This window comes from Mycobacterium europaeum, assembly GCF_034555895.2.
Lineage (GTDB): Bacteria > Actinomycetota > Actinomycetes > Mycobacteriales > Mycobacteriaceae > Mycobacterium > Mycobacterium europaeum.
Window position 1 is genome coordinate 1,383,612 of the sequence record NZ_CP157315.1, and the last position, 21,906, is coordinate 1,405,517.

The following is a 21,906-nucleotide window of genomic DNA, read 5'->3' on the forward strand; positions in this document are numbered from 1 at the left end:
GAGCCGTTATCAGGCTGAGCACACCTGCCGAAACTTGCCGGTTCTAGGGTCGGCGGCGGGCGGCTCGGGCGCGTGTTCCACGGCTACCGGTGCGGCTCCCTGTGTCGTGAAGAACGCTTCCAGCCGCTGGTCGACGGCATGCCGGACCTGCACCGGGTCGGCGTCAGGCCACATCTCCAATCGCACGGTCACAGCCAATGGGCTGGTGCGGATCACCTGAAACCGGCGCACGCCGGGGGTTTCCTCGACGACAGTCCCGAGCGCGAGCGGCAGCACGGTGACCGACGTCCCGTCTGGTGCATCGAACGAGAGCAGGTCGCCGGTGCGTCCCTCTACCGTGATCCCCGGCAGCCGATTGCCGCACGCACACGGGGTAGCGGTCAGCTTCACCCGGTCACCGAGGTCGTAGCGGATCAGCGGCTGCACCCGGTTAGCCAAGTTGGTGACCAGAACGGTATGGGAGACAACGCCCGGCGCGACGGGACGATAATCTTCATCGACCGGCTCGAGGACATACCAATCACTGTTGACGTGGAACAGGCCGTGCGCGCATTCCATTGACAATCCCGGACATTCAGCTGACGCATAGCGATTCTGGACCGGACAGCCGAACGTCGACTCGATGTCGGCGCGCAGCGTGGCAGTCAGGTGCTCCCCCGAGGTGATGGCCAGCAGTGGTCGAATCGTCAGTCGGCCCGCCCGTTGTTCGCTCGCCATCAGTGCCAACGCGCTCGGGTAGCCTTCGAGCACCGTCGGTTGGAAAGCGTTGATCTCTGCGACCAATTCCGAAACTGGCCGCAGCACTGAGAACATCCGAGCACGTTCCGCCAGGAATCGGCTGCGGCGCCGGGCAGACTCCAGCGCGGCGGATGCGCCGATGTGCCCGTCGGTGACAAACAACGCGGCGGCGCGCACTCCGCGCCGCAGGACCCCGAACAGAAGGTCCCGGCGAGCGATGAATCGCAGTTCTCCACGCCGGCCCACGAAGTGAAACAGCGCCCACGAGGCGTCATCGTGAATCAGGATGGCCGGGTCGCCGCTCGTTCCCGATGTCGTCGCCACGTGATAGCGCCCCAGGTAACGGGCGCCGACCAGCGAGTGGTCCGCGAGAAAGTCGCGCCGCAGCGATTCGAGGCTGATGGCCGGGTCGGTGACCCAGTCATCGAAATGCGCCATGAGGTCGCGCTTCGTCACGATCGGCAGTGATGCCAGTTTGACCGGCCCGGGCTCGAGGTGTCGGTACAGATTCCGGTAGTACGGTGACGCGATTCGAGCATGCCGGACGATATCTTCGAGTCGGGCCTGCTGGCGGCGCGAGATGCTTTTGTCATCGCCCCGGCGGAAATGCCAAGCCTCCCAAGCGATCTTGAGCAAGCCTAACTTCGCAGGGATGACCTGCAATTTTGCTCGCATGCATGATCCTCCTGGCAACTGGATTCGGCGGGCCGGCAACTAGTCACGCTAGTGATCGTCACGCTCGCTAATTGTCCTCGACGGAGACGACGAATCCGGCTCCGGCCAGGGCGGCCAACACCTCCTCGCGGTGTGCCTGACCCCGGGTCTCGAGGGTAAGCCTCACCTCGACTTCGTCCAGTGCCAGCTTGCGTGCCGTACGCGAGTGCACCACGTCGAGCACGCTGGCGCCACTCGCGCTGAGCACGTCGAGTAGCCTGCTGAGCCCGCCGGGGCGGTCCGGGATGGTGACCTCGACCGCGAGATAGCGCCCGGCCGCGCGCAGGCCGTGAGTGATCACGTGGGTCAACACCAGTGGGTCGATATTGCCGCCGGACAAGACCGCGCAAACGGGGCCGTGCAAGCCGAGTTCGGGTGCCCGGGTCAGCAGCGCCGCCACGGCCGCCGCCCCGGCCGGTTCGACGATGAGTTTCACGCGTTCCATGCACAGCAACAGCGCGCGCGAGAGCGCCTCTTCGCTGACCGTCTGAATCGAGGTGCCGAATGCGTGGACATGGGCGAAAGGGATGGCTCCGGGCAAGGCCACGGCGATGCCGTCGGCCATGGTCGACATCGACTCCAACCGCACGGGATGTCCGGCGGCCAACGAAGCCGGCCAAGCGGCCGCGTTGGCGGCCTGCACTCCGATGACCTGGACGTGTGGCGCCAGAAAGTGTGCCGCAGTGGCAATTCCGGCCAGGAGGCCTCCGCCGCCAGTCGGAACGACGATGGTTGCAACATCGGGAATCTGCTCGAGGATCTCTAGCCCGACGGTGGCCTGGCCGGCGACGACGTCGGCGTGATCGAACGGGTGGATGAAGACCGCGTCGTGACGCTCCGAATATTCACGCGCCGCGACCAGTGCGTCGTCGACCGTGTCGCCGATCAGGTGAACTTGCGCACCATAAGCCTTGGTGGCCGCCAGTTTTGGGAGCGGGACGGTGATCGGCATGAATACCGTCGATGCGATCCCCAGCTGGGTCGCGGCCCACGCGACGCCCTGCGCGTGGTTGCCTGCGCTGGCCGCTACCACACCGCGGGCCCGCTCCTCGGCGCTGAGATTGGCGATCCGGTTGTAGGCCCCGCGGGTCTTGAACGACCCAGTGAGTTGCAGGTTCTCGCATTTGAGCCACACCTGTTCGCCCGTGTGATGCGACAGCATTCGCGACGCGATGACCGGCGTTTGGCGCACTACCGCGCTCAGCCGACTTGCCGCCGTGTAGATCTGATCGAGCGTCAGCAACTCCACAGCTAGACTCGCAGCTTGCGGGTCGGCGCCCGGATTATCCACTGGCTCAGTACCTTTTGCGTTGTGACCGTGGCGGGTCGACAAGCCCCGACTGCACTAGCGCGTCGTCGATGAAGCGCTGCACCGGTCGCGAGCGGAAGAATCCGGTGTGACCGCCTGGGTACCATTGGATTTCGGGTTTGCCCCAGTGCTCCCAGAGTCGGGTGATCTGGTCGCGTGGGTGTACCAGCCGGTCGGCGATGCCGGCGTAGATGAAGCGGCCCTCTTTCGGTACGCGCGGGGTCAGTGCCAGCGGCGAGATCATCCGGCCTAGGGGTTGGGCCGAGTTCATCGTGCGGCGCAGGGCTGCGTGGCCGCTGAGCCCGGCGTGGCGGCCGACCAGGTTCACCAGGTCGACGGCCGGCACGCCCAGGATGGCGCAGGTGAGGCCATCGTCGAGGCTGGCGACCAGCGACGAGATCAGGCCGCCGAGGGAGATGCCGTTGACCCCGATCGGGGCGTCGGGCTGCTGCGCGCGGATCCACGTGAGCAGCCGTCGGATGTCCCAGACCGCCTGGGCGGCGCCGTGGACGTCGTCGAGCACGTCCTCGCTGGGGAACTTCGGTCCGCCGCTTGCGCGGGGGCCGTGCAGGGGGAGTACCGGTAGCACGACGTTGAGGTCGAGATCCCGGTAGAGGTGCCAGGCATGAAACAGCATCGGGTCGAGTGCGGCGCGGCCCATCTCGGCGCCGTGGATGCAGACCAGCCAGGACCGCGGCCGGCGATGCCGGAACAGCAGGGCGTACTCGCGGTTGTTCCCCGTGTAGCTTTGCCAGCGTTCCCGGCCGGGTTCGCCCGCATGAGGCTCGTAGTCGCTGTCGAAGGACAGCCGCTCGTAGTTGCGTCCCATGCTGCTCACCCGCTTGATCGTCACGTCGGTGGGCGGTGGGGGCGGGGCGAAGAATCCCTCGGAATTGTCGAGCCAGCCCTTTTCTTTGTAGAAGCCTTGTGCGGCAATCACTTCTGTGTTGATTCGTTCGAGCGTTTCGGCGTCGGGGGCTCGGCGCAGCAGGCTGAAGCCGCTCAGCAGGATTTCGTCGCGGAATGCCTGCGCGGCGAGCGCGATGGTGGGTCGGGCCACCGGTAGCTCGTCGGGCTGACGATCCAGGTAGGTGCCCCAGGAGCGGGCGTAGAAGCCGCCGGTGCGGGTGAATGGCCCGAGTAGTTGCGTGATGGGGTTGGCGGGTCTGCGAGCGCTGTCTGGCATCTAGCCTCGCTTCGCTCCGGGGGTGAAGGTGACGGGCAGCTTGCCCAGCCCGGTCATGCTGGGGTTGCCCAGGTACTGGTGGACGTTGTCGACGTCGACTTGGTAGCCGGGGATGCGGTCGAGGACGGCTTTGACCATCACTTCGGCCATCAGCCTTGCTAGGTGGGATCCGATGCAGCGGTGCGGCCCGAGCCCGAAGGCGACGTGCCGGTTGGGGGTCCGGTCCAGGATGATCTCGTCGGGCTCTGGGAATTCCTTTTCGTCGTGGTTGGCCGAGAGCCAGCTGATGACGACTCTGTCGTTCTTGCGCAGGCGTTGGCCGTTGAGTTCGACATCGTGAGTGACTGTGCGGCTGAGGGTTTGGTTGACCGAGAAGTAGCGCAGGAATTCGTCGGTGGCGGTGCGGTAGAGCTCGGGGCGGTCGATGAGTTGTTGTCTGAGCGCCGAGTGGGTGCCCAGGTGGTGCAGCGTCAGCGCGGTTTGGGAGGTGGTGGTGTCGACGCCGCCGCCGATGAGGTTCCACAGGATGTTGAGCAGCTGTTCGTCGGTGAGGCGCCGGCCGTCGAACTCGAACTGGAGGAGGAAGCTGGTCAGGTCGTCTTCCGGTTTGGCTCGTCTGCCGGCCGCGTACTCGAGGACTTCTTCCATCATGTTGGGGACTTTGGCGATGGCGTCGAGGTACTCCGGGCTGTCCTGCGGCACGGCCATGACGGAGTGGAAGAGGTTGGCGTAGAGGTGCCAGTTGTCGAGGGGCAGGCCCATCAGCTTCATCGTGAGGATGGCCGGGACCGGGCTCGCGTAGTCCAGGACGAGGTCCATCCGCCCGTCCTCGATCTTTTGGTCGAGGAACTCATGCGCCTTTTGTTCCATGAAGGGCTTGAGCTTCTGGACGGCGCCGGGGGAGAAGAACGGGGCCAGCGCGTGCCGGAGGGCTTGGTGGTAGGGGCCGTCGACCTCGCCGATGCCCAGGGCCGGCTGCCCTTCGGGCCGCGGGACGCCCATCTCGCCCTGGTAGTCGACGCCGTCTGCGGCGTGGGGCTCGTACTTGTGGGCGAAGGTGTCGCCGTCCCTGGCCGTGCGGCTGACGGCGTCGTAGCTGCTGAGGTACCAGAATCCGTCGTAGTTGGTGTTCCAGGCGACGGGGCATCTCTGGCGCAGCTCGGTGTTGACGGCGTTTTCGTTCAGGTTGAAGGCGTCGGAGTGGTGGTCGAAGTCGACGATGGCGTCTTCGGTGACGTCGGGACGGGTTGTCATCTGGTCGGGCCTCCACCATTCCGGGCGCTCGGCTATCTGCACTATCTTTGCATTATTACGCTCGTGGGTTCCGTCGAGAAAGGCCACGATGAGTAGTCACCGGACGACCTTCAACCACGTCGGATTGTGTGTCTCCGATCGCGAGCGGTCGCGGCGGTTCTACGAGAACGTGCTCGGGTTCCAATTCTGGTGGGAGCTGGATCCGCCCGACGGCCCCACCGCCAAGCTTGTCCAGCTTCCCGAGCCGCTCGGGGTGCACGCGACGTATCTGGTGCGCGACGGGTTCGTGCTCGAGCTCATGGACTACTCGAAACGTCAGGTTCATGCCGGGTCGGAACGCGTCATGGATCAGATTGGGCTGACACACATCTCGTTTTCGGTGTCCGATCTTCCTGGTGCGTTAGAACGGGTTGTGGAGTTCGGGGGAGCGGTCGTCGACGCGACCGTGACCGAGGCGATGGCGATGATCCGGGATCCCGACGGGCAGCTGCTGGAACTGCTTTCGGATGGGTGGTTGTCGGCGTTGCCGCCTCGGCCGTAAACCGGGTGGCGAGACGCGCGGCGGGAAGTACATGTTTACGCCCACGACAGCGGAAAGGCGATATCGAGGAGCTCGGTCCGCTTATATCCCGCCCACGTCGGCACACCTGCGGGCTGCACGCGGAAAATGCCGTGCGCCGCGGCCACGACCCGGTCATGCTGCGTCGGCCACTCAATCTGGGCGGCGATGCGCTCGAGGACATCTCGGTTGCGGCCCAGGACACGGTCCACGATCGACACCGCAGGCAATGCACCACTCTTGTCGCCGTTGCAGCGCGCGCATGCCAACACCAGGTTGGCCAAACCATCGATGCCCACCAGCGACCACGGAAGCACATGGTCCACCGGATTGTTCGGCGGCAGGTGCGTGCTGCAGTAGAAACAGTGCGGGCCGAAGGCTTCTTTGAGTGGCTGGCGGACGGCGGCCAGGGCGGTGCGTTCACGACCGAACAGGTGGCCCGCGACGTCGGGAACTTTGTCGTAGAGAAATTTATTCATTCGGCGCACGTCGTCGACCCACATGATCTCCAGTGCGGGCTTGAGCAGCCCGGCGAGCCGAGCGAGGCTGTGTGCTACTCCGGGTTTCAGTTCGATGGCGTCGCCATGCGCCCGCAGCGCCGATCGTGATACCTGATCGTGCAGAAAAGAGTCGTCGTAGAGGAAAGGATCGCTCGTTGAAGAGCCAGGCAGTTTTTGCAGCCGATGCAACGGTTGCTGCGCGAGACACAGGGTGATCTCGTCGACGGCGCTTCGATACGCGACAGGCACGCGCGACATGGCGACGTCCACCGACGCGCCAGTGTGAGCGAACCCGGCCGCCTGACGCAACGAATTTGTGGCGGCGAGGATTCGAGCGCGTGGCTGGGTGGACTGGCGCAGCTCTTGGCCGTCGAACGGCCGCACTTGCTGCCAGTAGATCTCCAGCACACGATGCGCCAGATCGGGGAGCGGCACCCGCAGCGCATCGCCTGGTCGGTCGGGCATGTTCTCGATGCAGTGGTCGATCAAGGTCATCAGCGTGGCGAGCTTGTAGGTTGCAGTGCGCAGACCGGTCTCGAGGATCGCGACCACTCGTTGCCCGAGTAGCAGCGGATCGACCGCGTCACCGTCCATGGCCAAACCTCGATGTCAGCCTTGGGAGGTAGAACGGCACCACCACATTATTGCGAGGGAGAGGGATAGCGTGGGCAAACTCGTCCGGGACAAGATTCCCGACATCATCCGCGCGTCCGGACGCACACCCCACGTCATCACGCTTACCGAGGGCGCATACCGCCGGGCGCTGTACGACAAACTGCGCGAAGAGGTCGACGAACTCATCGCCGCGACGGCCACCGACGCCCTCATGGAAGAAGCCGCCGACGTCCTCGAAGTCGTCGCGGCGATTGCCGCCGAACGGCACGTCACGTTCGCGGGCATCGTCGATGCCGCGCGGCAGAAGCGCGCGGAGAAGGGAGGCTTCGGCATGCGGCTGTGGCTGGACGGCGTCGAGCCGAACCCGGAGGGATAGCGGCTGCTGACGAAGTGCCGGTGCCTGGCGGTCGGAGAGCCGCTGGTGCCAGCGTGGTCACTGTCGAGCGCCAGGTGTAGCGTGCGACCCACGCCGCATGGGACACCGGCATGAACCGATTGCCTGATGAGGAGAAAAGCCATGAGTCACAACGACGTGCTCGACGCCGCCGTCGCCGCGGGTCCGCCCATCGAACAAGCGGTCGCGGTGTTCATGCTGCACCCCGAGACGTTCGCCGAAAGCATCGCGGCCGGTTACCAGAACCCGCTCGCCGGATACGTTGCCGGCCGCGGCGGGGTGCTGGGCGAGGCCACCGGGGTCGCGGTCAGTTCGGTGTTCGTGGCGTTCGAGCCCGCCTTCCTGCGGGGCATGTGGGAGGAAGGCGTCGCGGTCCGCGGTGCGAGCGGCGCGGCCGAGGTGTACTGGGAGCAGTTCGCCGGCTTCGGCCGCAGGCACCTGGCCGGCGCTGAAGGGCTGGACCGCATCGCGGCGCTGGGGGAAAAGATCATCGCGGTGACACCGGACGGGGGCCTGCCGCTGTATGCGGGCTGGCGCACCATGCCGTTGGCCGACGACGCGCCCGCGCGGGCGCTGCAGGTCATGCAGATCCTGCGTGAGCTGCGCGGCGGTGTGCATTTCAATGCCCTCACGATTTCCGGTATCACCCCCATCGAAGCGCACATGCTGAACAAGGGGCACCAGTACGCCGCGATGTTCGGCTGGCCCGAGCCGTTCGCCGACGGCGCGGACAAGAAGGAGCGGTACGCCGAGGTCGAGGAGGCGACCAACCGCCGGATGGCCGAGATTTTCGCGACCGCCCTCACCCCGGATGAGGCCGGTGAACTCGCGCGGCTCAGCGCCGGTGCCCTGGAGGCGCTAAAGGCCTCTGCCGCGACCTGAACGGCCGGCAGCGATCATCGCCGCTGGCGTGTCGCTGAAAAGTCGCTCAGAGGTGGGCATTTCGCCTAATCGTTGACAGCGGCGATCGCTGTGACAGGTGTGATGCCAACGCACTACCCTGACAGTCGGCTTTCCACACGCCCAGGCGAGGCAACGATGAGCGAAATGGCAAAGACCCCGATCGAGCTGACCGGTCTAAAGCCCGTCGGGCGCGGCGTAGATCGCCCAGAACACGTTCTGGTGGCCGGCGACGGTCGAGTGTTCGCCTCCGACAAGGCCTCAGCCGTCGCCGAACTCATTGACGAGCACACCGTCCGGCACATCGGCCGGGCCGGCGGTGAGCCGAACGGCATCGCGGTCGACCACAACGGCCACTTCCTGATCGCAAACTGGGGCCTGGGCGTGCTGCAGGACCTCGACCCAGTGACCGGCGAGATCACGGCGATATTGACCGGACAACTCGATGGACACCGTTTGCGATGGCTGAACTTTGTGTGCGTGGATTCGACTGGCGCCCTGTGGTGTTCGGTGAGCACGATGGCGGACGACCTGTTGGATACCATCGCGCGCGGGACAGCCGACGGGTTCATCTTTCGCGTCGCGCCGGACCGCCAGTCAGCGCAAGTGGTCGCCGAGGCGGTGAACTTCCCGAACTGTATGGCGCTCGACCGCAACGAGGACTTCTTGTACGTGGTCCGCACGCTGGCCGCCGACGTGGTGCGGTTTCCCATCGAAGGCGAAACACTCGGGGCACCAGAGCAATACAGCCCCCCGCTGGGTGAGAGGCGCCCCGACGAGTACGGCCCCGACGCCAGCCGGTTCCTGGCCGACCCGGAGGTCGGCCGCCGGTGGGGGATGGCCGACGGCTGCGCGTTCGACGCCGAGGGAAACCTCTGGGTCACACTGGTTCTCGCCAACAGCATCGTTGCGATCCGCCCGGACGGCCAGGTGGCAACCGTCATCGAAGACCCCGACGGAGCACTCCTAAACGGCCCCACCAGCATCGCCTGGGGCGGCAAAGACATGCGCGACATCTACATCGGCTCGATCACGGCCCCGTACGTCCTCAAGGGCAGAAGCTCGGTGCCCGGCCTGCCGCTAATCCACCAGCGCTAGCCCGACGGCCCGGGCCTCATGAAGTCCGGCAGCGCCGCGCCCGGGTCCGAAGGGATCATCGACTCGCCCAACCCCCACAGCTGCCGAATGGTGGCACCGCCGTCGACGACCAGGGTCTGGCCGGTGATGCGGGCGGCCAGCTCAGAAGACAGGAACAGCGCGGCGTTGGCGACGTCATGCGCGCGCGGCGCCGCCAGCGGATTGATCCCATTGACGGCGTACTCGTTCGGCGGCTGATCCTCGTTGCCGGAGCCCACATTGCCCGGCGCGACCGCGTTGGCGCGAATGCCGTACCGGCCCAGCTCGTCGGCGAACGTCTTGACCAGCGAGATGACGCCGGCCTTGGCGGCGCCGTAGGCGGCGTGGTAGGTCGCCGAGGCGATGCCGTCCACCGAGGCAATCGCCACCAGCGATCCACCGCTGCCCTGGGCGATCATGTACCGTGCCGCGGCCTGGAAAAGGTAGAACACCTGGGTCAGGTTGTAGTGGATTGCCGCGTCCCACAATTCGGTGGTGAAGTCCTCGACCTTCGACCAGGTCGCGCCGCCGATGATGTCGACGCACACGTCGATACCGCCCAGCGCTGCCTCGACGTCGTCGATCGCCCGGCCGACCTGCTCGGGATCGGTCATGTCGGCGACGATCGGGACGGCAGTGCCGCCCCGGGCGACGATCTCGCCGGCGACCTGCTCCGCGCGCTGCTCGTCGATGTCGATGCAGGCCACCGCGGCGCCCGCTTCGGCCAGGGCCAACGACGTGAACCAGCCGTGGCCCGCGCGCTCGGGGATGTAGCCCGCACCGGAGACCACCGCACGCTTACCCGAGAGCCCCAAATCGATCACGCCGACCTCCTTTGCGCCCCAACCGGTTCAGCCGCGGAACGGCCGTACTGGTGGAGTATCAAGGCGGCCTTGCCCGCAGTCAACGACGACTCATCGCGCCCGCCCGAAAGCGTCGCCGCCCGGTCAGGATGCCGACTGATGTTCCTCGAGTACAGAACTGCTGGTCTGAGGCGGTTCCTCGGTGGCTTTGCCCCGGAACGGCTCGACGACGTGCGAGCCCAACCACACGAGCCCCCGGCCCACGCCAACCAGCGCCTGGCCGGTAATGGAACCGGCGGCTTCCAAGGTGGCGATGGCGGCGTCGAAGAAGCTCGGAATGTGGAAGTCCTCCCAGGTCTCGACCTGATGCCGGCGGGCCTCCGCGAAACGGTCGAGCTCGTCGCGCAGGGCGTCGCGCTGCTTGGCCAGCTCGCGCACCGACCGGATGCGAAAACCGTCGACCGCATGGGACTTCGCGAATCGGTCGAGGATTTCCTTCGCCTTCTGGTAGATCTCGATGTCCTCGCGCAGGTGATGGTCGACGAGCTCGCGCGCTTCGTCGATCGCCCGCAGCAGGTGCTCGGGCTGCGTCGACTCGATGCGGGCGAGGTGCAGCCGCTGCCACTTGTGCAGCGATTCCTCGGTGATCACCAGCAGGCTCAGCGCGTCGCCAAGCCGGTTGTCCTCGAACGCATTCCGCAGCCGCTCGGCGCGCTGCTGCACGGGCAGCCCGGGGTCGAAGGACGCCAGCATGCGGCTGACGTGGTTGCGCAGCTGCTCGACGGTGACGTTGAGCGCCGGGCCCAGGACGGCCACCGAATCCCAGTACGCCTCGGGCAGCGACCCATACTTCTCCAGCGAGTCCACCATCCGCGAAATGGTCAGGTGGTTGCCCAGCACATCGCCGGCGCGCTGGGCGCGGGCGACGTCGAGCACCGCGTCGACCTTGTCCTCCACCCGGCGGACCGCGTCCTCCACCTGCGCGACCGCCGACTTCAGCGCCACCTGCACGGCGATCATCTGCGCCGACATCATCGCCTCGGCACCCAGCACCGCGGGCTGCCACTGCAGCGAGGCCAGCAGCTCCCCGGCGTCGACGCCCGTCGCCAGCCGGAAGAACCCCTCGCCGAGGGGAACCAGGTTGCCTTCCTTCAGCGCGTCCACGGCGTCGCGATGCAGCTGCACGTACTTGCCGCAGTCGGCCAGCAGGGCGGCCACCCCGACGAGCCCGCTCGCCAGCGAGGCGGCGTCGATCCCGGCGACCCGCATGCCCGGCCCGGCGATGGAACGCAGCCGCGTCAGGTAGGACTCGACGGCGGCGGGATCCCCGCCCAGCAGCAGCGCCTCGTCGTGCAGCGCGACCACGACCTCGTCGGCATCGGTCCCGGCCGACACGTCGAACATGTCGGTCGTGCTCACGGCGCCCCCTGATCCTTCGGCCTGGCAAATGCGGCCAACAGTTAACAGGAATTTGTCGGCTAGCAAATCGGGACGTTACACCCCTGTGCCGGGCACACCGCTTCCCTTCGCCGTGTGTTTGGCAGGAATTCACCGACGCCGGGAGCCGGCCTGCAGCGACGGCCGCGAGCAAACCCTAGACCCCGCCGGATAACCCACCCTGCGAGCGATCAAATCACCCGTAACCTTCAGGTGTGCCCGCGAGTAAGACCCCCCGCCTGTCCGTGGAGGACTGGCTGCAGGCGGGCTACACGCTGCTCGCCGAGCAGGGGGTGCGCGCGCTGAAGATCGAGCGCCTTTGCCAGCAGGCCGGGGTCACCCGCGGGAGCTTCTACTGGCACTTCGACGACATGGACAGCTACCGCGCCGCGCTGGTCGACTCGTGGAACACCTTCCTGGAACAGGACCGGCAGTCGCTGGCCGAGCTGGACGCGCTGCCGCCGCGGGAACGCCTGTCGGCCATGATGGCGGCGCTGACCAGTCCGGGGCATTGGACGCTGGAACGCGCGATGCGCGAATGGGCCCGCACCGACCCGGCCGCCGCCGCCAACGTCCGCGCGGCCGACCGGCGCCTGCTGCGCGCCGTGACGAAGGCGTACAGCGACTACGGCTTCAGCCCCGACGACGCCAGGCTGCGCGCCCAGCTGACCTTCGCCGCCGGCATCGGGCTGCTGCACCTGGCCGACTCGGCCCAGCAGGCACAAAAGGCGGCGCAGCGGGAGGAATTCCTCGAGCTGATGCTCAAGGATTAGACCATCGCGATCGGGGAGATCTTGGCGCCAATCGCCAACGCCCCGGCCAACTCTCGGCTCACGTCGTAGTCGAACACCACATGCCCGGCCGCGATGTCCACGTCGCGCTTGAAGCGCTGCATCGGATTCGACAGGAACTGCGCGCTGGCGCCGGAGGCCTCCACCAGGTCGGCGATGATCGCCTTGCTCTCGTGCACCGTGTGCGCGGCCGCCAGCCGCGCGTCGGCCCGCACCGCCCGGCTCACCCGTTCGCCGCGGACCACCAGGTCCTCGATGCCGCCGGCGGTCTCGTCGACCAGCGCCCGCAACGCGCGCAGCCGCACGCGCGCGCTCGCGAGCCGGATCTGGGCGGCCGGCTGATCCTTCTGCGCCGCACCGCTGTACGCCAGGACCCGGCCGCCCAGCCGTTCGGCGAACAGCTCGGCGACCCGTTCGGCGGCGCCGAGCACCGGCATCGACGCGACCAGCGCCAGGGCCGGCACCATCGGCCACCGATACGTCGGGGCGTCATGGGCCCGCGCGCCCGGCGCCGTCCCGGCGTAGATGTCGGCCACCGAGACCAGGTGGTGCTCGGGGACGAGCACGTCGGTGACGACGACGTCGTGGGAGCCGGTGCCCCGCATGCCCGCGGTGTGCCAGGTGTCGGCGACCTCGACCTGGTCGGCGGGCACCAGCACCAGCGCCGGGTCGATCCGGTCCGGCCGCTCCACGAGCGCCCCGACCATCACCCAGTCGGCGTCCATCGCGCCGGTGGCCCACGACCACCGGCCGGTCAGGCGCACGCCGCCGTCGGCCGGGGTGCCGCGGCCGGTGGGGGCCAGGGGAGCGGGCGCCAGCACCGGCCCCGAGGCGAACACCTGCTCCTGGGCCCGCAGGTCGAACAGCGAGAGCATCCAGTTGTGCAGGGCGTAGAAGCCCAGTGTCCAGGCGCTGGACGCACAGCCGTGCGCCATGCGCCGAATCGGTTGCAGCAGTTCGGGAAACGACGCCTGGATGCCGTCGAAGCGGGCCGGCAGCAGCAGCCGGAACAGGTCGGTCCGCCGGAACTCGTCGACGGTCGCCGCCGGTAGCCGGCGCAGCCGCTCGGCCTCCTCGGCGCGCTCGCCCAGCCGGGCGACGAAGTCGTCGGTGATGCCGTGCAGCTGCCGGTCGTCGACCACGGACATGGCGCCGACCGTACCATACTTTTTTGTACGGTCCAGGTACCGTTGTCGGCTGAAAAGGGCTACAACTGCAGCATGAAAGCCAAGCGCCTGGCGGCGACCGTGGTCGCGGTCGCGGTGGGGCCGGTGGCCGTCGCGCACGCGGATCCGTTCGAGCAGTTCCAGTCGCCCTCGGGCGACGTCACGTGCGTGATGGCGGCGTTCGGAGGCGACGCGCCCCGCGCGTCCTGCGGGGTGGCGGACCCCAGCTACGTGATGCCGCCCCGCCCGCGGTCCTGCGTCGGGGCGTTTGGTGACCAGATCGACCTGGTGCAGGGCAGCTCACCGGCCATGGTCTGCCACACGGACACCACGCGCGGGATCGGGCTGCCGACGCTCCCGGTCGGTGAGACGCGGTCCGTGGCCGCGCTCAGCTGCACGAGCGAGGCCGCCGCCGTCACCTGCACCGACTCCTCAACCGGCCACTTCTTCCGGATTTCGCGCACGTCGTACACCACGAAGTAACAGAGCAACCGCTCTGTTACTGTGGTGGGCGTGCCGCGTCCCCGGGTTCACGACCAGGATCAGATCCTGGATGCCGTCGAACGGCTGGCCGTGCAGGCCGGGCCCGCCGCGGTGACGATCAGGGCCGTCGGCGACGCGACCGGCGTGTCCAACGGCGCGCTGTATCACGCGTTCGGCTCGCGAGCCGGGCTCGTCGGGCGGGCGTGGCTGCGGGCCGGGCACCGATTCCTGGGCGTGCAAGCCGAATTGATCGACGCCGCACCGCAGGGCGACGCCGTGGCCGCCGTGGTGGCCGCGGCCGAGGCCCCGGCGGTCTTCGCCCACGACCACCCGGCATCGTCGCGCCTGCTGCTGACCGTGCGGCGCGAGGAGCTGCTGGGCCCGCAGACGCCGCCCGACATCGCCGCACAGTTGCGTGACCTGGACCGGCTGCTGGTGGAGTCGATGATCCGGCTGGCCCGCCTGTTGTGGGACCGCAAGGACGCGGCGGCCGTCGACGTCGTCACCATGTGCCTTGTCGACCTGCCGACAGCGATCCTGTTGCGCCGCAACCGAATCGACGACCCCGACGCGCGCGCACGGTTGCGCGCCGCGGTCACCGCCGTGCTCGGCGCCGGGGAACCCCGGCGCCACACCAGAGGAAAGGACGGGACATGACACCGACGTTGGGTTGGGATGACAAGATCGCGGTGCTGCACCTCGGCGAGGACGAGAATCGGTTCTCCCCAGGGTTTCTCGACGCGGTCACCGAGCGCCTCGACGAGATCGAGAAGGCCGGCGCCCAGGGGCTGGTCACCACCGCGGGTGGCAAGTTCTACACCAACGGGCTGGATCTGGACTGGCTGGGCGCGCACGCCGAGCAGACCCAGGACTACGTCGCGCGGGTGCAGGCGCTGCTGGCCCGCGTCCTGACCTTCCCCATGCCGACCGCCGCCGCGATCACCGGGCACGCCTTCGGCGCCGGCGCCATGCTGGCCATGGCCCACGACGTGCGGGTCATGCGCGCCGACCGGGGATTCTTCTGCTTCCCCGAGGTCGACATCCGCATCCCGTTCACCGATGGCATGGCCGCGCTGATTCAGGCCAAGCTCACGCCCCGCGCCGCGGTCGCCTCGATGACGACCGGCCGGCGGTTCGGTGGGGACGAGGCGGCCGAGTTCGGCATCGTCGACGCGACCGCCGCGGAGGGCGAGGTGACCGAGGCGGCGACCGGCCTGCTGCGCCCGCTGGGCGGCAAGGACCCCGGCACGCTCGGCGCGATCAAACAGACGATGTTCCGCGCCGCGGCGCGGGCGCTCACCGACGTCTGAGCGGTCGGTGACGCCGCGCCGATTGCTACCATCGCGCGGTGAGTCTCGGACCCGTTTCGCGCCGCGACGTGCTGAGATTCGCGCCGGCGCTGCTCGGTGCCGGCGCGCTGCTGAGCGCACCCCGCGCCCACGCCGGCCTGACCGGGGCGGCCGTCTTCCTCGACCCCGGGCACAACGGCGTCAACGACGCCTCGATCAACCAGCAGGTCCCCAACGGGCGCGGCGGGACCAAGGCCTGCCAGACCTCTGGCGCCGCCACCGCCGACGGCTACCCCGAGCACGCGTTCACCTGGGCCGTCGTGACGCTGATCAGCGAGTCGCTGAACCAGATGGGCGTGCGTACCCAACTCTCCCGCGACAACGACAACTCCGTCGGCCCGTGCGTGGACCAACGCGCGGCGGCCGCCAACGCGATGCGCCCGGACGCGATCGTGAGCATCCACGCCGACGGGGGACCGGCCTCGGGCAGCGGATTCCACGTGAACTATTCCAGCCCGCCGCTGAACGACGTCCAGGCCGGCCCGGCCGTGCAGCTGGCCACCACCATGCGGGATGCGCTGTCGCAGGCCGGTTTCCAGCCCGCCAACTACATCGGGTCGGGCGGCCTGTACGGCCGCGACGACCTGGCGGGGCTGAACCTGGCCCAGTACCCGGCCGTCCTGGTCGAACTCGGCAACATGAAGAACGCCGCCGACGCCGCGCGCATGCAAAGCCCCGACGGCCGGGCGAGGTACGCCGCCGCGGTCACCCAGGGGATCGTCAACTTTCTGAACGCCAAAGGCGCCCAGTAGCCGAGCGGTCGCTCAGCCGCTGAAGCCCCGGACCGGGGGCGCCCCGGCGCCGCTGGTGCCCGCGTCGAGGTGGCTGGAGGCGAAGGCGACGCCTTTGTCGATCATGGCGCCGTCGTCGGCGTAGGTGTTGTGGGCGGCGAAGTTCATGCCGTCGGAGCAGACCGGGTCTTCGGTGGCGCAGACCTTGATGGTCTTGTCCTGATACGCCGGGCCGATGACCACCGGCGGCTCGCCGAGGAAGTTCATGGCGCGCACGTTGGGCATGCCGAACAGCACGACCGAGGAGACGTGGCTGGCCACCGAGGGGTCCAGGGGCTTGGGCACGGTGTTGGGGTCGACGCCGTCGGGCACCGAGGGTGAGGTGACGAAGCCCATCACGGCCGCGCCCTGGGAGTAGCCGCCGAGCACCATTCTGGTGTTGGGGCAGTCGTGGGCCATCGAATTGACATGAGCCGCGGCGTCTCTGATGCCGTCGACGCCGGTGTCCCATTGGTCGCTGGCGGGGTAGTTGACCGGGTAGACGTCGAAGGACTTGGCGCCCACGCGGGAGTGCAGCGCGTCGACGAAGGCTTGTCCGGTGGGGCCGACGCCGGGGGCTTCGCCGGTGCCGCGGGCGAAGACCACCTGGACGTCCGGGCATTGGGCGGCGGCGGTGGGCAGGGCGGAACCGACGAGGGCCGAGGCGCCGAGGCCGGAGGCGGCGGCGACTGCTGGAGCTAGGGAACGGACGAAGTGACGTGCGATCATGCCGCGACTGATGCCCATGCGGACCCCTCCCAAACTGTCAACCTGGCGAACAATCGTCATTGTTTCCTGTATACCTAGGCGCCGCAACAAGCGTCGGATGAGCGCCGCGTGTCGGGCCACCGATTACGTCGTCCAGCGAACGGTCCGGGGGACAAACGCCATCTAACGAAGCTGCCCCGGGCCGCCGTTTGGTGTCGGCTTCCGAGGGTAGCCGGTCCGGCGGACACGCTGACGAGACGGATAGGTGATGACATGGCTACGGATGAAACGGGTTTCGACGACGTGACGTTCGATCTTATCTCCGTGCAGTACCACTCGCTGAAGGCGGGACACGACTACGGCCAATACGTGCGCGACGCGAAAAACGCAGGCATGGACGACGTCGCATCGTTCTTCAGCGAGATGATGGCCCAGGATTCCGAGCGTGCCCGGCGCTGCCACGAGTTCCTGGGCCACCTGCAGACGACGGCCCCGGCCGGGCCGGCCGCACGGTGAGACACCGGCAACGCGCCGCGTCGCAGGTTCGCCCCTGCGGCAAGAACTTTAGTCGGAGGGCGGTCATGCGCTCCGCCATCCGCACGACCGTCCTCCCAAACGGCCGTCTTCCCTGCGTCAGCTGCATGGCATGGCGGTCGTTGTGCGGCACGATCGCGACGCGATCGCCGATTGCCAGGCTCGCACATTGATGTCGGCAAGGTCACATGCCGGCAAACACGCACGCGCCCTACGCACAGCTCTATTAGAATTTCGTAAGATAAATGAAAGTTCTTTGTGGGTAAGCGCGGAGCAAGAGCAAGTGAGCACGGAGCAGGGTGTGAACACGAACCTTTTTGACGCCGTCATCGTCGGCGCGGGCTTTGGGGGCATCGGTGCCGCGATCCAGCTCAAGCGCCTCGGATACGACAACTTCGTCATCGTCGAGCGCGAGGACGACCTGGGCGGTACCTGGCACGTCAACCACTACCCGGGGATCGCCGTCGACATCCCGTCGACCACCTACTCCTACTGGTTCGAGCCCAACCCCGACTGGTCGCGGCTGTTCGCGCCGGGCGCCGAGGTGAAGAAGTACGCCGAGGACGTCGCCGACAAGTACGACGTGCGCAACAAGATGCGGTTCAACACCACGGTGGAAGGCGCCCAGTGGGACGAGGACGCCGCGGTGTGGCGGGTGGCGCTGGCCGGCGGGGAGACCCTGACGGCCCGTTTTCTGATCACCGCCACGGGCTTCCTGTCCCAGCCGCGCATGCCGGACATCCCGGGCGTCGCCAGCTTCGAGGGCAAGGTGGTCCACACCACCGCGTGGGACCACGGCCACCGCTATCGGGGACAGCGCATCGCGGTCATCGGGACCGGGGCGTCGGCGGTGCAGGTCATCCCGGAGCTGGCCAAAAAGGCCGCGGAGCTGACCGTCTACCAGCGCACGGCCACCCACGTGCTGCCGAAGTTGGACTTCGGGTTCTCCCCGGGGGTGCGGCGGCTGTTCGCCCGGGTGCCGGCGGCCCAGCGTGCGCTGCGGTGGGTGACCGACGTCCTGCTCGAGATCATCATGGTCGTCGGGGCGCTGCACTTCAAAGAGTCCCACGGACGGGGCAACATCTCCGCCTCCGACCTGGCCAAGATCAACCGGTTCCGGTGGATCCGCGACAAGGAACTGCGCAAGAAGTTCACGCCGGACTACGACTTGGGCTGCAAGCGGCCGACCTTTTCCAACGCCTTCTACCGCGCATTCACCCAGCCCAACGTGCACCTGGAGACCAACTCGATCGCGCGGATCGAGGCGGACGGCGTCGTCACCACCGACGGGCGCAAGACCGTCGTGGACACCCTGGTCCTGGCCACCGGCTTCGACCTGTGGGAGGCCAACTTCCCGGCCATCGAGGTGGTCGGCCGCAAGGGCCGCAACCTCGGCAAGTGGTGGCGGGAGACCCGGTTCCAGGCCTACCAGGGCGTCACCATGCCGTTCTTCCCCAACTTCCTGAGCCTGGCCAGCCCGTTCGCCTTCTCCGGACTGTCCTTCTTCCACACCATCGAATACCAGATGCGGCACATGGACCGGCTGCTCGGCGAGGTCAAGCGCCGCGGCGCGACGACCTTCGAGGTGACCGAGGAGGCCAACGACCGGTTCATGGCGCGGATGACCAAACGGCTGGACAACACGGTGTTCTACTCCGGCAACTGCGCCACGTCGCGGTCCTACTACTTCAGCCCCAGCGGTGAGGCATCGCTGCTGCGGCCGACGTCGACGCTGAACTCGGTGCGGGAAGCCGCGACGTTCCCGCTCAGCGACTACGTGATCGCGTAACGCCACACCCGTCACACAGCCCCTGGCGGAGGCGGCCGGTCCAGTGACGCGTGTCGCCGATGGGACGTCGGCGATTCGGTGAAAACACCCCCGGTCCCGTTTGCGCGCGCCGGAGCGGGGTAATCGGGCCTGAAGCAGCAACGCGGACTCTCCGTCCGCTACCGATGCGAAAGCCGATGGGGCCCAATGGAAACACTGTGCCGGGGATGTGCCTTCCTGGCGATCACCTTCGCCTTCGCGCTGGGTGGCATCGATGCGCCCGCGCATTCGGTGGCCGACTCGACCACACAGCAACTGCTGCCCACGCACGCCCAACCGCCGGAAGGAACACATTGACCATCGCCACGGGGCCCAGCCAGCCCAACACGTTGTCGGCCCTCTTGCGGCTGCTGGGCGTCCAGAACGCGTCCGCCTACCAGCACCGCCCCGCCCTGGCCCAGTGGTTCGAGCAGAACACGCCGAGCGCGGACCTGCGAGTCAGCTTGCGCGCCAACGGCTATGGAGTGATGTTCCTGTCGTCGCTGCGCCCGATGCGCTCGACGGTTTCCGGGCTGCCGGCCACCGCCTAGGGCCCGGCCGGCCAATCGGCCAGCGTGTCCAGATACAGCCCGCGCACCTCGGCGATGCGATCGGGCAACGCGTCGAGCGTCCAGTCGTCGACCGGGATCGGCGGAAGGACCGCGACGTCGACGGTGCCCGGGTGAATCTCCATGGACTCGCGCGCGGCGATGATCTCCGCGTTGCGGATCACGATCGGCACGATCGGAACCCCCGCCGCCATCGCGATCCGGAACGCGCCCTTCTTGAACGGCCCCACCCCGGTGGTCTCCAGCGACGTGCCCTCCGGGGCGATCAGGATCGACAGCCCCTCCTTCGCGCGCTCCTCGACCTGGTGCAGGGTTTCCACCGCCGCGGCGGTGTCGTCGCGGTCGAGGAACACCCCGTCGTTCAACTTCAGCAGCGTGCCGATGATCGGGTCGCGCGCCAGCTCCTTCTTGGCGATCTTGATCCAGTTGTCGCGCATCAGCGCGGCGGCGACGAACGGGTCGACCCGGTTGCGGTGGTTGTAGAGGAACACGGCCGGGCGCTCCGCCGTGAGGTTGTGTGCGCCAACGACATTGATGCGGATGCCGTTGGTGGCGAGCAGTACCTTGGGCCAGGTGGAGGTGAAGAAGTTGACCCCGTGCCGGCGGCTCCGGCTCAGCAGGCCCACCCCCAGCGCGCCCGCGGCGAGCGGGAGGGCCAACCCGAATCCCGCGACCATCGACACCTGCCTGCGGAGGCCGGCGATCGGCCCGCCGGAGCGCGGGACATCCCAGGCGCCCGGGTCGGCGGGTGGCGGGTTGCCGGCCGGGGCCGGATCCGCCAGCTCGCCTCCGGCGGTCATCGCCGCGACGCGCCGGGCCAGCGAACCGGGCGCCGCCCGGCGCGCATCGCGCGCAGCTTGTCGCGGGCCTTCGCCGAGGTGAAGTGCAGGTTGTCGGGGTCGTAGAAGAACCGCATCGTCCGGAACGGGAAGTACAGCAGCAGCAGCGTGGTGATCGCCGTGTAGCCCGCCGGACTCCTGACGCCGTGCAGGTCGGTCGTCCTGGTATAGCGCGTGACATACCGGTAGAACTCTCGCGGTGACGATTCCACCCGGCGGGCAGACATGGCGACGACCATGCCCGGCTCGTAGGCGATCTCGAAGTCGTTCTTGAACAAGGTCAGCGCGAGATCCACGTCCTCGTGCAGGCGGTCTTCGAGGTCCAGCTGCGTCAGATGGCGCACCGACTTCCACGCCTGGGCGCGAATCGCCATGTTGGCGCCGATGAGGAACCGCTCGTTCTTCGCGTACTTGTGCACCTTGCCGCGCAGGGTGGCGTCGGTCCAGAACAGGAACCCCCGCAGCGGCATGTCGTGAAAGCCGATGGGGCCGCTGGCCGCGTCGACGTCGGGATCCTCGAACCGGCGGCGAATGGTCTCGACCCAGTCCCTGGCGATGACGGAGTCGGCGTCGGTCCGGGCGATGATGTCGCTTCGCGCGTGATCGAAGCCCTGGTTGCGCGTCGGGGCAATGCCCTGATGGTCGTTTTGCTCGATCAGCTGAATGTCGATGTGCGGGTTCTCGGCTTGATACCGGCGCACGATTGCCGCGGTGTTGTCGGTCGACTTGTTGTCGACGACGATGATCTCCTCGGGTGCCGACGTCTGGTCGAGGCACGATGCCAGGCATTTCCCGATATAACGTTCCTCGTTATAGGCCGGAATGACGATCGCGACGGACGGCTGTTGGGCCATTGCTCAGAGACCAATCTGCGAAGGCGCAGAAACGGAATCTGGCATTGGCCCCGACCCTGCGCCGGTGGAACGTGCGCGCCGAATTACTCACCGCAAGAATTCGCCACGCTCATTGATTCGGACCCTATGGCAACCGCGGCCCGGTCTGCCTCCGAATATCGCTTCTTTTCTCGAAACCTTAACCCCGGAAGGGCGACTTGTTCAACACGTGTCTACGTTGACCACGTGAGAGTGCAGTTTACTGCCGGTCGTGGCATTCCGCTCGGCTCCGACGGCCATGCGCCCCGGCCTCTGCTCGACAGTCCAGAAAACGAAAAGCCCCGCCGCGCATGGGGACTGGCAACTTTGGGCAGGCTAACCTGCACGGTACGCGGCGCCGGTGTGTCGCCGGTCACCGGCCCGCCGGATCCTCCTGCTCGGCCGCCGGATGCGGCCGGCGGCCGAGCAGCCGGCAATTATTCGATTTCGCAGTCGTCACCGCCCGCCGTAGCGTACGTTTACCGCGTAACGC

Annotated in this window: 23 protein-coding genes and 1 pseudogene; 13 read left to right on the top strand and 11 right to left on the bottom strand. The window is 67.7% G+C overall.

From position 1 onward, the window contains the following. Nucleotides 1-9 precede the first annotated feature (9 nt). The 4 genes from U8D42_RS06505 to U8D42_RS06520 all read right to left on the bottom strand — a co-directional run bounded on the left by U8D42_RS06505 (nt 10) and on the right by U8D42_RS06520 (nt 5,201). Complete coding sequence (locus U8D42_RS06505; protein ID WP_322861220.1) at nt 10-1,413, bottom strand: phenylacetate--CoA ligase family protein; 1,404 nt, start codon at nt 1,411-1,413, stop codon at nt 10-12. 67 nt (nt 1,414-1,480) lie between these two features. Then, the gene (ilvA, locus tag U8D42_RS06510; protein WP_322861219.1) at nt 1,481-2,701 is read right to left on the bottom strand and encodes a threonine ammonia-lyase; all 1,221 of its coding nucleotides are present in this window, start codon (nt 2,699-2,701) and stop codon (nt 1,481-1,483) included. 46 nt (nt 2,702-2,747) lie between these two features. Further along, entirely contained in the window at nt 2,748-3,947 is a 1,200-nt protein-coding gene (locus U8D42_RS06515; protein WP_322861218.1) for a hypothetical protein, read from the bottom strand. Beyond that, nucleotides 3,948-5,201, bottom strand: coding sequence for a cytochrome P450 (locus U8D42_RS06520; RefSeq protein ID WP_322861217.1), 1,254 nt, complete (start codon nt 5,199-5,201; stop codon nt 3,948-3,950). It lies immediately after the preceding gene. Between the two features lie 88 nt (nt 5,202-5,289). Between U8D42_RS06520 and U8D42_RS06525 the strand changes: the two genes are divergently transcribed. Beyond that, nucleotides 5,290-5,742, top strand: coding sequence for a VOC family protein (locus U8D42_RS06525; RefSeq protein ID WP_322861216.1), 453 nt, complete (start codon nt 5,290-5,292; stop codon nt 5,740-5,742). 35 nt (nt 5,743-5,777) lie between these two features. Here the strand turns inward: U8D42_RS06525 and U8D42_RS06530 are convergent, their stop codons facing one another. Then, nucleotides 5,778-6,854, bottom strand: a complete 1,077-nt coding sequence (locus U8D42_RS06530; protein ID WP_322861215.1) for an HNH endonuclease — start codon at nt 6,852-6,854, stop codon at nt 5,778-5,780. 70 nt (nt 6,855-6,924) lie between these two features. Between U8D42_RS06530 and U8D42_RS06535 the strand changes: the two genes are divergently transcribed. From U8D42_RS06535 to U8D42_RS06545, 3 genes are all read left to right on the top strand, one after another. Beyond that, nucleotides 6,925-7,251, top strand: a complete 327-nt coding sequence (locus tag U8D42_RS06535; protein ID WP_322861214.1) for a nucleoside triphosphate pyrophosphohydrolase — start codon at nt 6,925-6,927, stop codon at nt 7,249-7,251. A gap of 141 nt (nt 7,252-7,392) precedes the next feature. Further along, nucleotides 7,393-8,151, top strand: coding sequence for an SCO6745 family protein (locus U8D42_RS06540; RefSeq protein ID WP_322861213.1), 759 nt, complete (start codon nt 7,393-7,395; stop codon nt 8,149-8,151). 165 nt (nt 8,152-8,316) lie between these two features. After that, a complete protein-coding gene (locus U8D42_RS06545) occupies nt 8,317-9,267 on the top strand; it encodes an SMP-30/gluconolactonase/LRE family protein (RefSeq protein ID WP_348636939.1) in 951 nt (316 codons plus the stop codon). Here the strand turns inward: U8D42_RS06545 and U8D42_RS06550 are convergent. Both U8D42_RS06550 and U8D42_RS06555 read right to left on the bottom strand, forming a co-directional pair. Further along, nucleotides 9,264-10,109 carry an SDR family NAD(P)-dependent oxidoreductase gene (locus U8D42_RS06550; RefSeq protein ID WP_322861211.1) on the bottom strand — a complete coding sequence of 282 codons (846 nt, stop codon included), beginning with the start codon at nt 10,107-10,109 and terminating at the stop codon, nt 9,264-9,266. The two genes, U8D42_RS06545 and U8D42_RS06550, sit on opposite strands and share 4 nt — an antisense overlap. A 123-nt stretch (nt 10,110-10,232) precedes the next feature. Further along, nucleotides 10,233-11,492, bottom strand: a complete 1,260-nt coding sequence (locus U8D42_RS06555; protein WP_431523863.1) for a hypothetical protein — start codon at nt 11,490-11,492, stop codon at nt 10,233-10,235. 248 nt (nt 11,493-11,740) lie between these two features. On the opposite strand from U8D42_RS06555, the gene U8D42_RS06560 reads away from it, so the two are divergent. Next, entirely contained in the window at nt 11,741-12,298 is a 558-nt protein-coding gene (locus U8D42_RS06560) for a TetR/AcrR family transcriptional regulator (RefSeq protein ID WP_322861209.1), read from the top strand. On the opposite strand, the gene U8D42_RS06565 is transcribed toward U8D42_RS06560, so the two are convergent. Then, a complete protein-coding gene (locus U8D42_RS06565) occupies nt 12,295-13,464 on the bottom strand; it encodes an acyl-CoA dehydrogenase (RefSeq protein ID WP_322861208.1) in 1,170 nt (389 codons plus the stop codon). The genes U8D42_RS06560 and U8D42_RS06565 overlap by 4 nt on opposite strands. 72 nt (nt 13,465-13,536) lie before the next feature. On the opposite strand from U8D42_RS06565, the gene U8D42_RS06570 reads away from it, so the two are divergent. From U8D42_RS06570 to U8D42_RS06585, 4 genes are read left to right on the top strand one after another with little or no spacing between them, the layout of a single operon-like run. Then, the gene (locus U8D42_RS06570; RefSeq protein ID WP_322861207.1) at nt 13,537-13,965 is read left to right on the top strand and encodes a DUF6636 domain-containing protein; all 429 of its coding nucleotides are present in this window, start codon (nt 13,537-13,539) and stop codon (nt 13,963-13,965) included. A gap of 30 nt (nt 13,966-13,995) precedes the next feature. After that, entirely contained in the window at nt 13,996-14,622 is a 627-nt protein-coding gene (locus U8D42_RS06575; RefSeq protein ID WP_322861206.1) for a TetR/AcrR family transcriptional regulator, read from the top strand. After that, complete coding sequence (locus U8D42_RS06580) at nt 14,619-15,275, top strand: enoyl-CoA hydratase-related protein (protein WP_322861205.1); 657 nt, start codon at nt 14,619-14,621, stop codon at nt 15,273-15,275. The genes U8D42_RS06575 and U8D42_RS06580 overlap by 4 nt, the downstream gene beginning before the upstream one ends. Nucleotides 15,276-15,313: 38 nt before the next feature. Beyond that, nucleotides 15,314-16,066, top strand: a complete 753-nt coding sequence (locus tag U8D42_RS06585; protein WP_322861204.1) for an Rv3717 family N-acetylmuramoyl-L-alanine amidase — start codon at nt 15,314-15,316, stop codon at nt 16,064-16,066. A 12-nt stretch (nt 16,067-16,078) separates the two neighbouring features. On the opposite strand, the gene U8D42_RS06590 is transcribed toward U8D42_RS06585, so the two are convergent. After that, nucleotides 16,079-16,831 (bottom strand): cutinase family protein, encoded by a 753-nt coding sequence (locus U8D42_RS06590; RefSeq protein ID WP_322861203.1) that lies wholly within the window; start codon nt 16,829-16,831, stop codon nt 16,079-16,081. Between the two features lie 234 nt (nt 16,832-17,065). On the opposite strand from U8D42_RS06590, the gene U8D42_RS06595 reads away from it, so the two are divergent. From U8D42_RS06595 to U8D42_RS06610, 4 genes are all read left to right on the top strand, one after another. Next, nucleotides 17,066-17,308 carry an acyl carrier protein gene (locus U8D42_RS06595; protein ID WP_322861202.1) on the top strand — a complete coding sequence of 81 codons (243 nt, stop codon included), beginning with the start codon at nt 17,066-17,068 and terminating at the stop codon, nt 17,306-17,308. Nucleotides 17,309-17,627: 319 nt separating this feature from the next. Further along, entirely contained in the window at nt 17,628-19,115 is a 1,488-nt protein-coding gene (locus tag U8D42_RS06600; protein WP_322861201.1) for a flavin-containing monooxygenase, read from the top strand. Nucleotides 19,116-19,301: 186 nt separating this feature from the next. Then, nucleotides 19,302-19,451: a hypothetical protein gene (locus tag U8D42_RS06605; protein WP_158089981.1), complete on the top strand. Its 150-nt coding sequence runs from the start codon at nt 19,302-19,304 to the stop codon at nt 19,449-19,451. Then, complete coding sequence (locus tag U8D42_RS06610) at nt 19,448-19,684, top strand: hypothetical protein (protein WP_322861200.1); 237 nt, start codon at nt 19,448-19,450, stop codon at nt 19,682-19,684. The genes U8D42_RS06605 and U8D42_RS06610 overlap by 4 nt, the downstream gene beginning before the upstream one ends. Before the next feature lie 8 nt (nt 19,685-19,692). Here the strand turns inward: U8D42_RS06610 and U8D42_RS06615 are convergent. Both U8D42_RS06615 and U8D42_RS06620 read right to left on the bottom strand, forming a co-directional pair. Further along, nucleotides 19,693-20,571: pseudogene (locus U8D42_RS06615) on the bottom strand (lysophospholipid acyltransferase family protein); the annotation flags it as partial. After that, entirely contained in the window at nt 20,499-21,395 is an 897-nt protein-coding gene (locus U8D42_RS06620) for a glycosyltransferase (RefSeq protein ID WP_085242245.1), read from the bottom strand. The gene U8D42_RS06620 and the pseudogene U8D42_RS06615, both read right to left, overlap by 73 nt. Nucleotides 21,396-21,906: the final 511 nt, after the last annotated feature.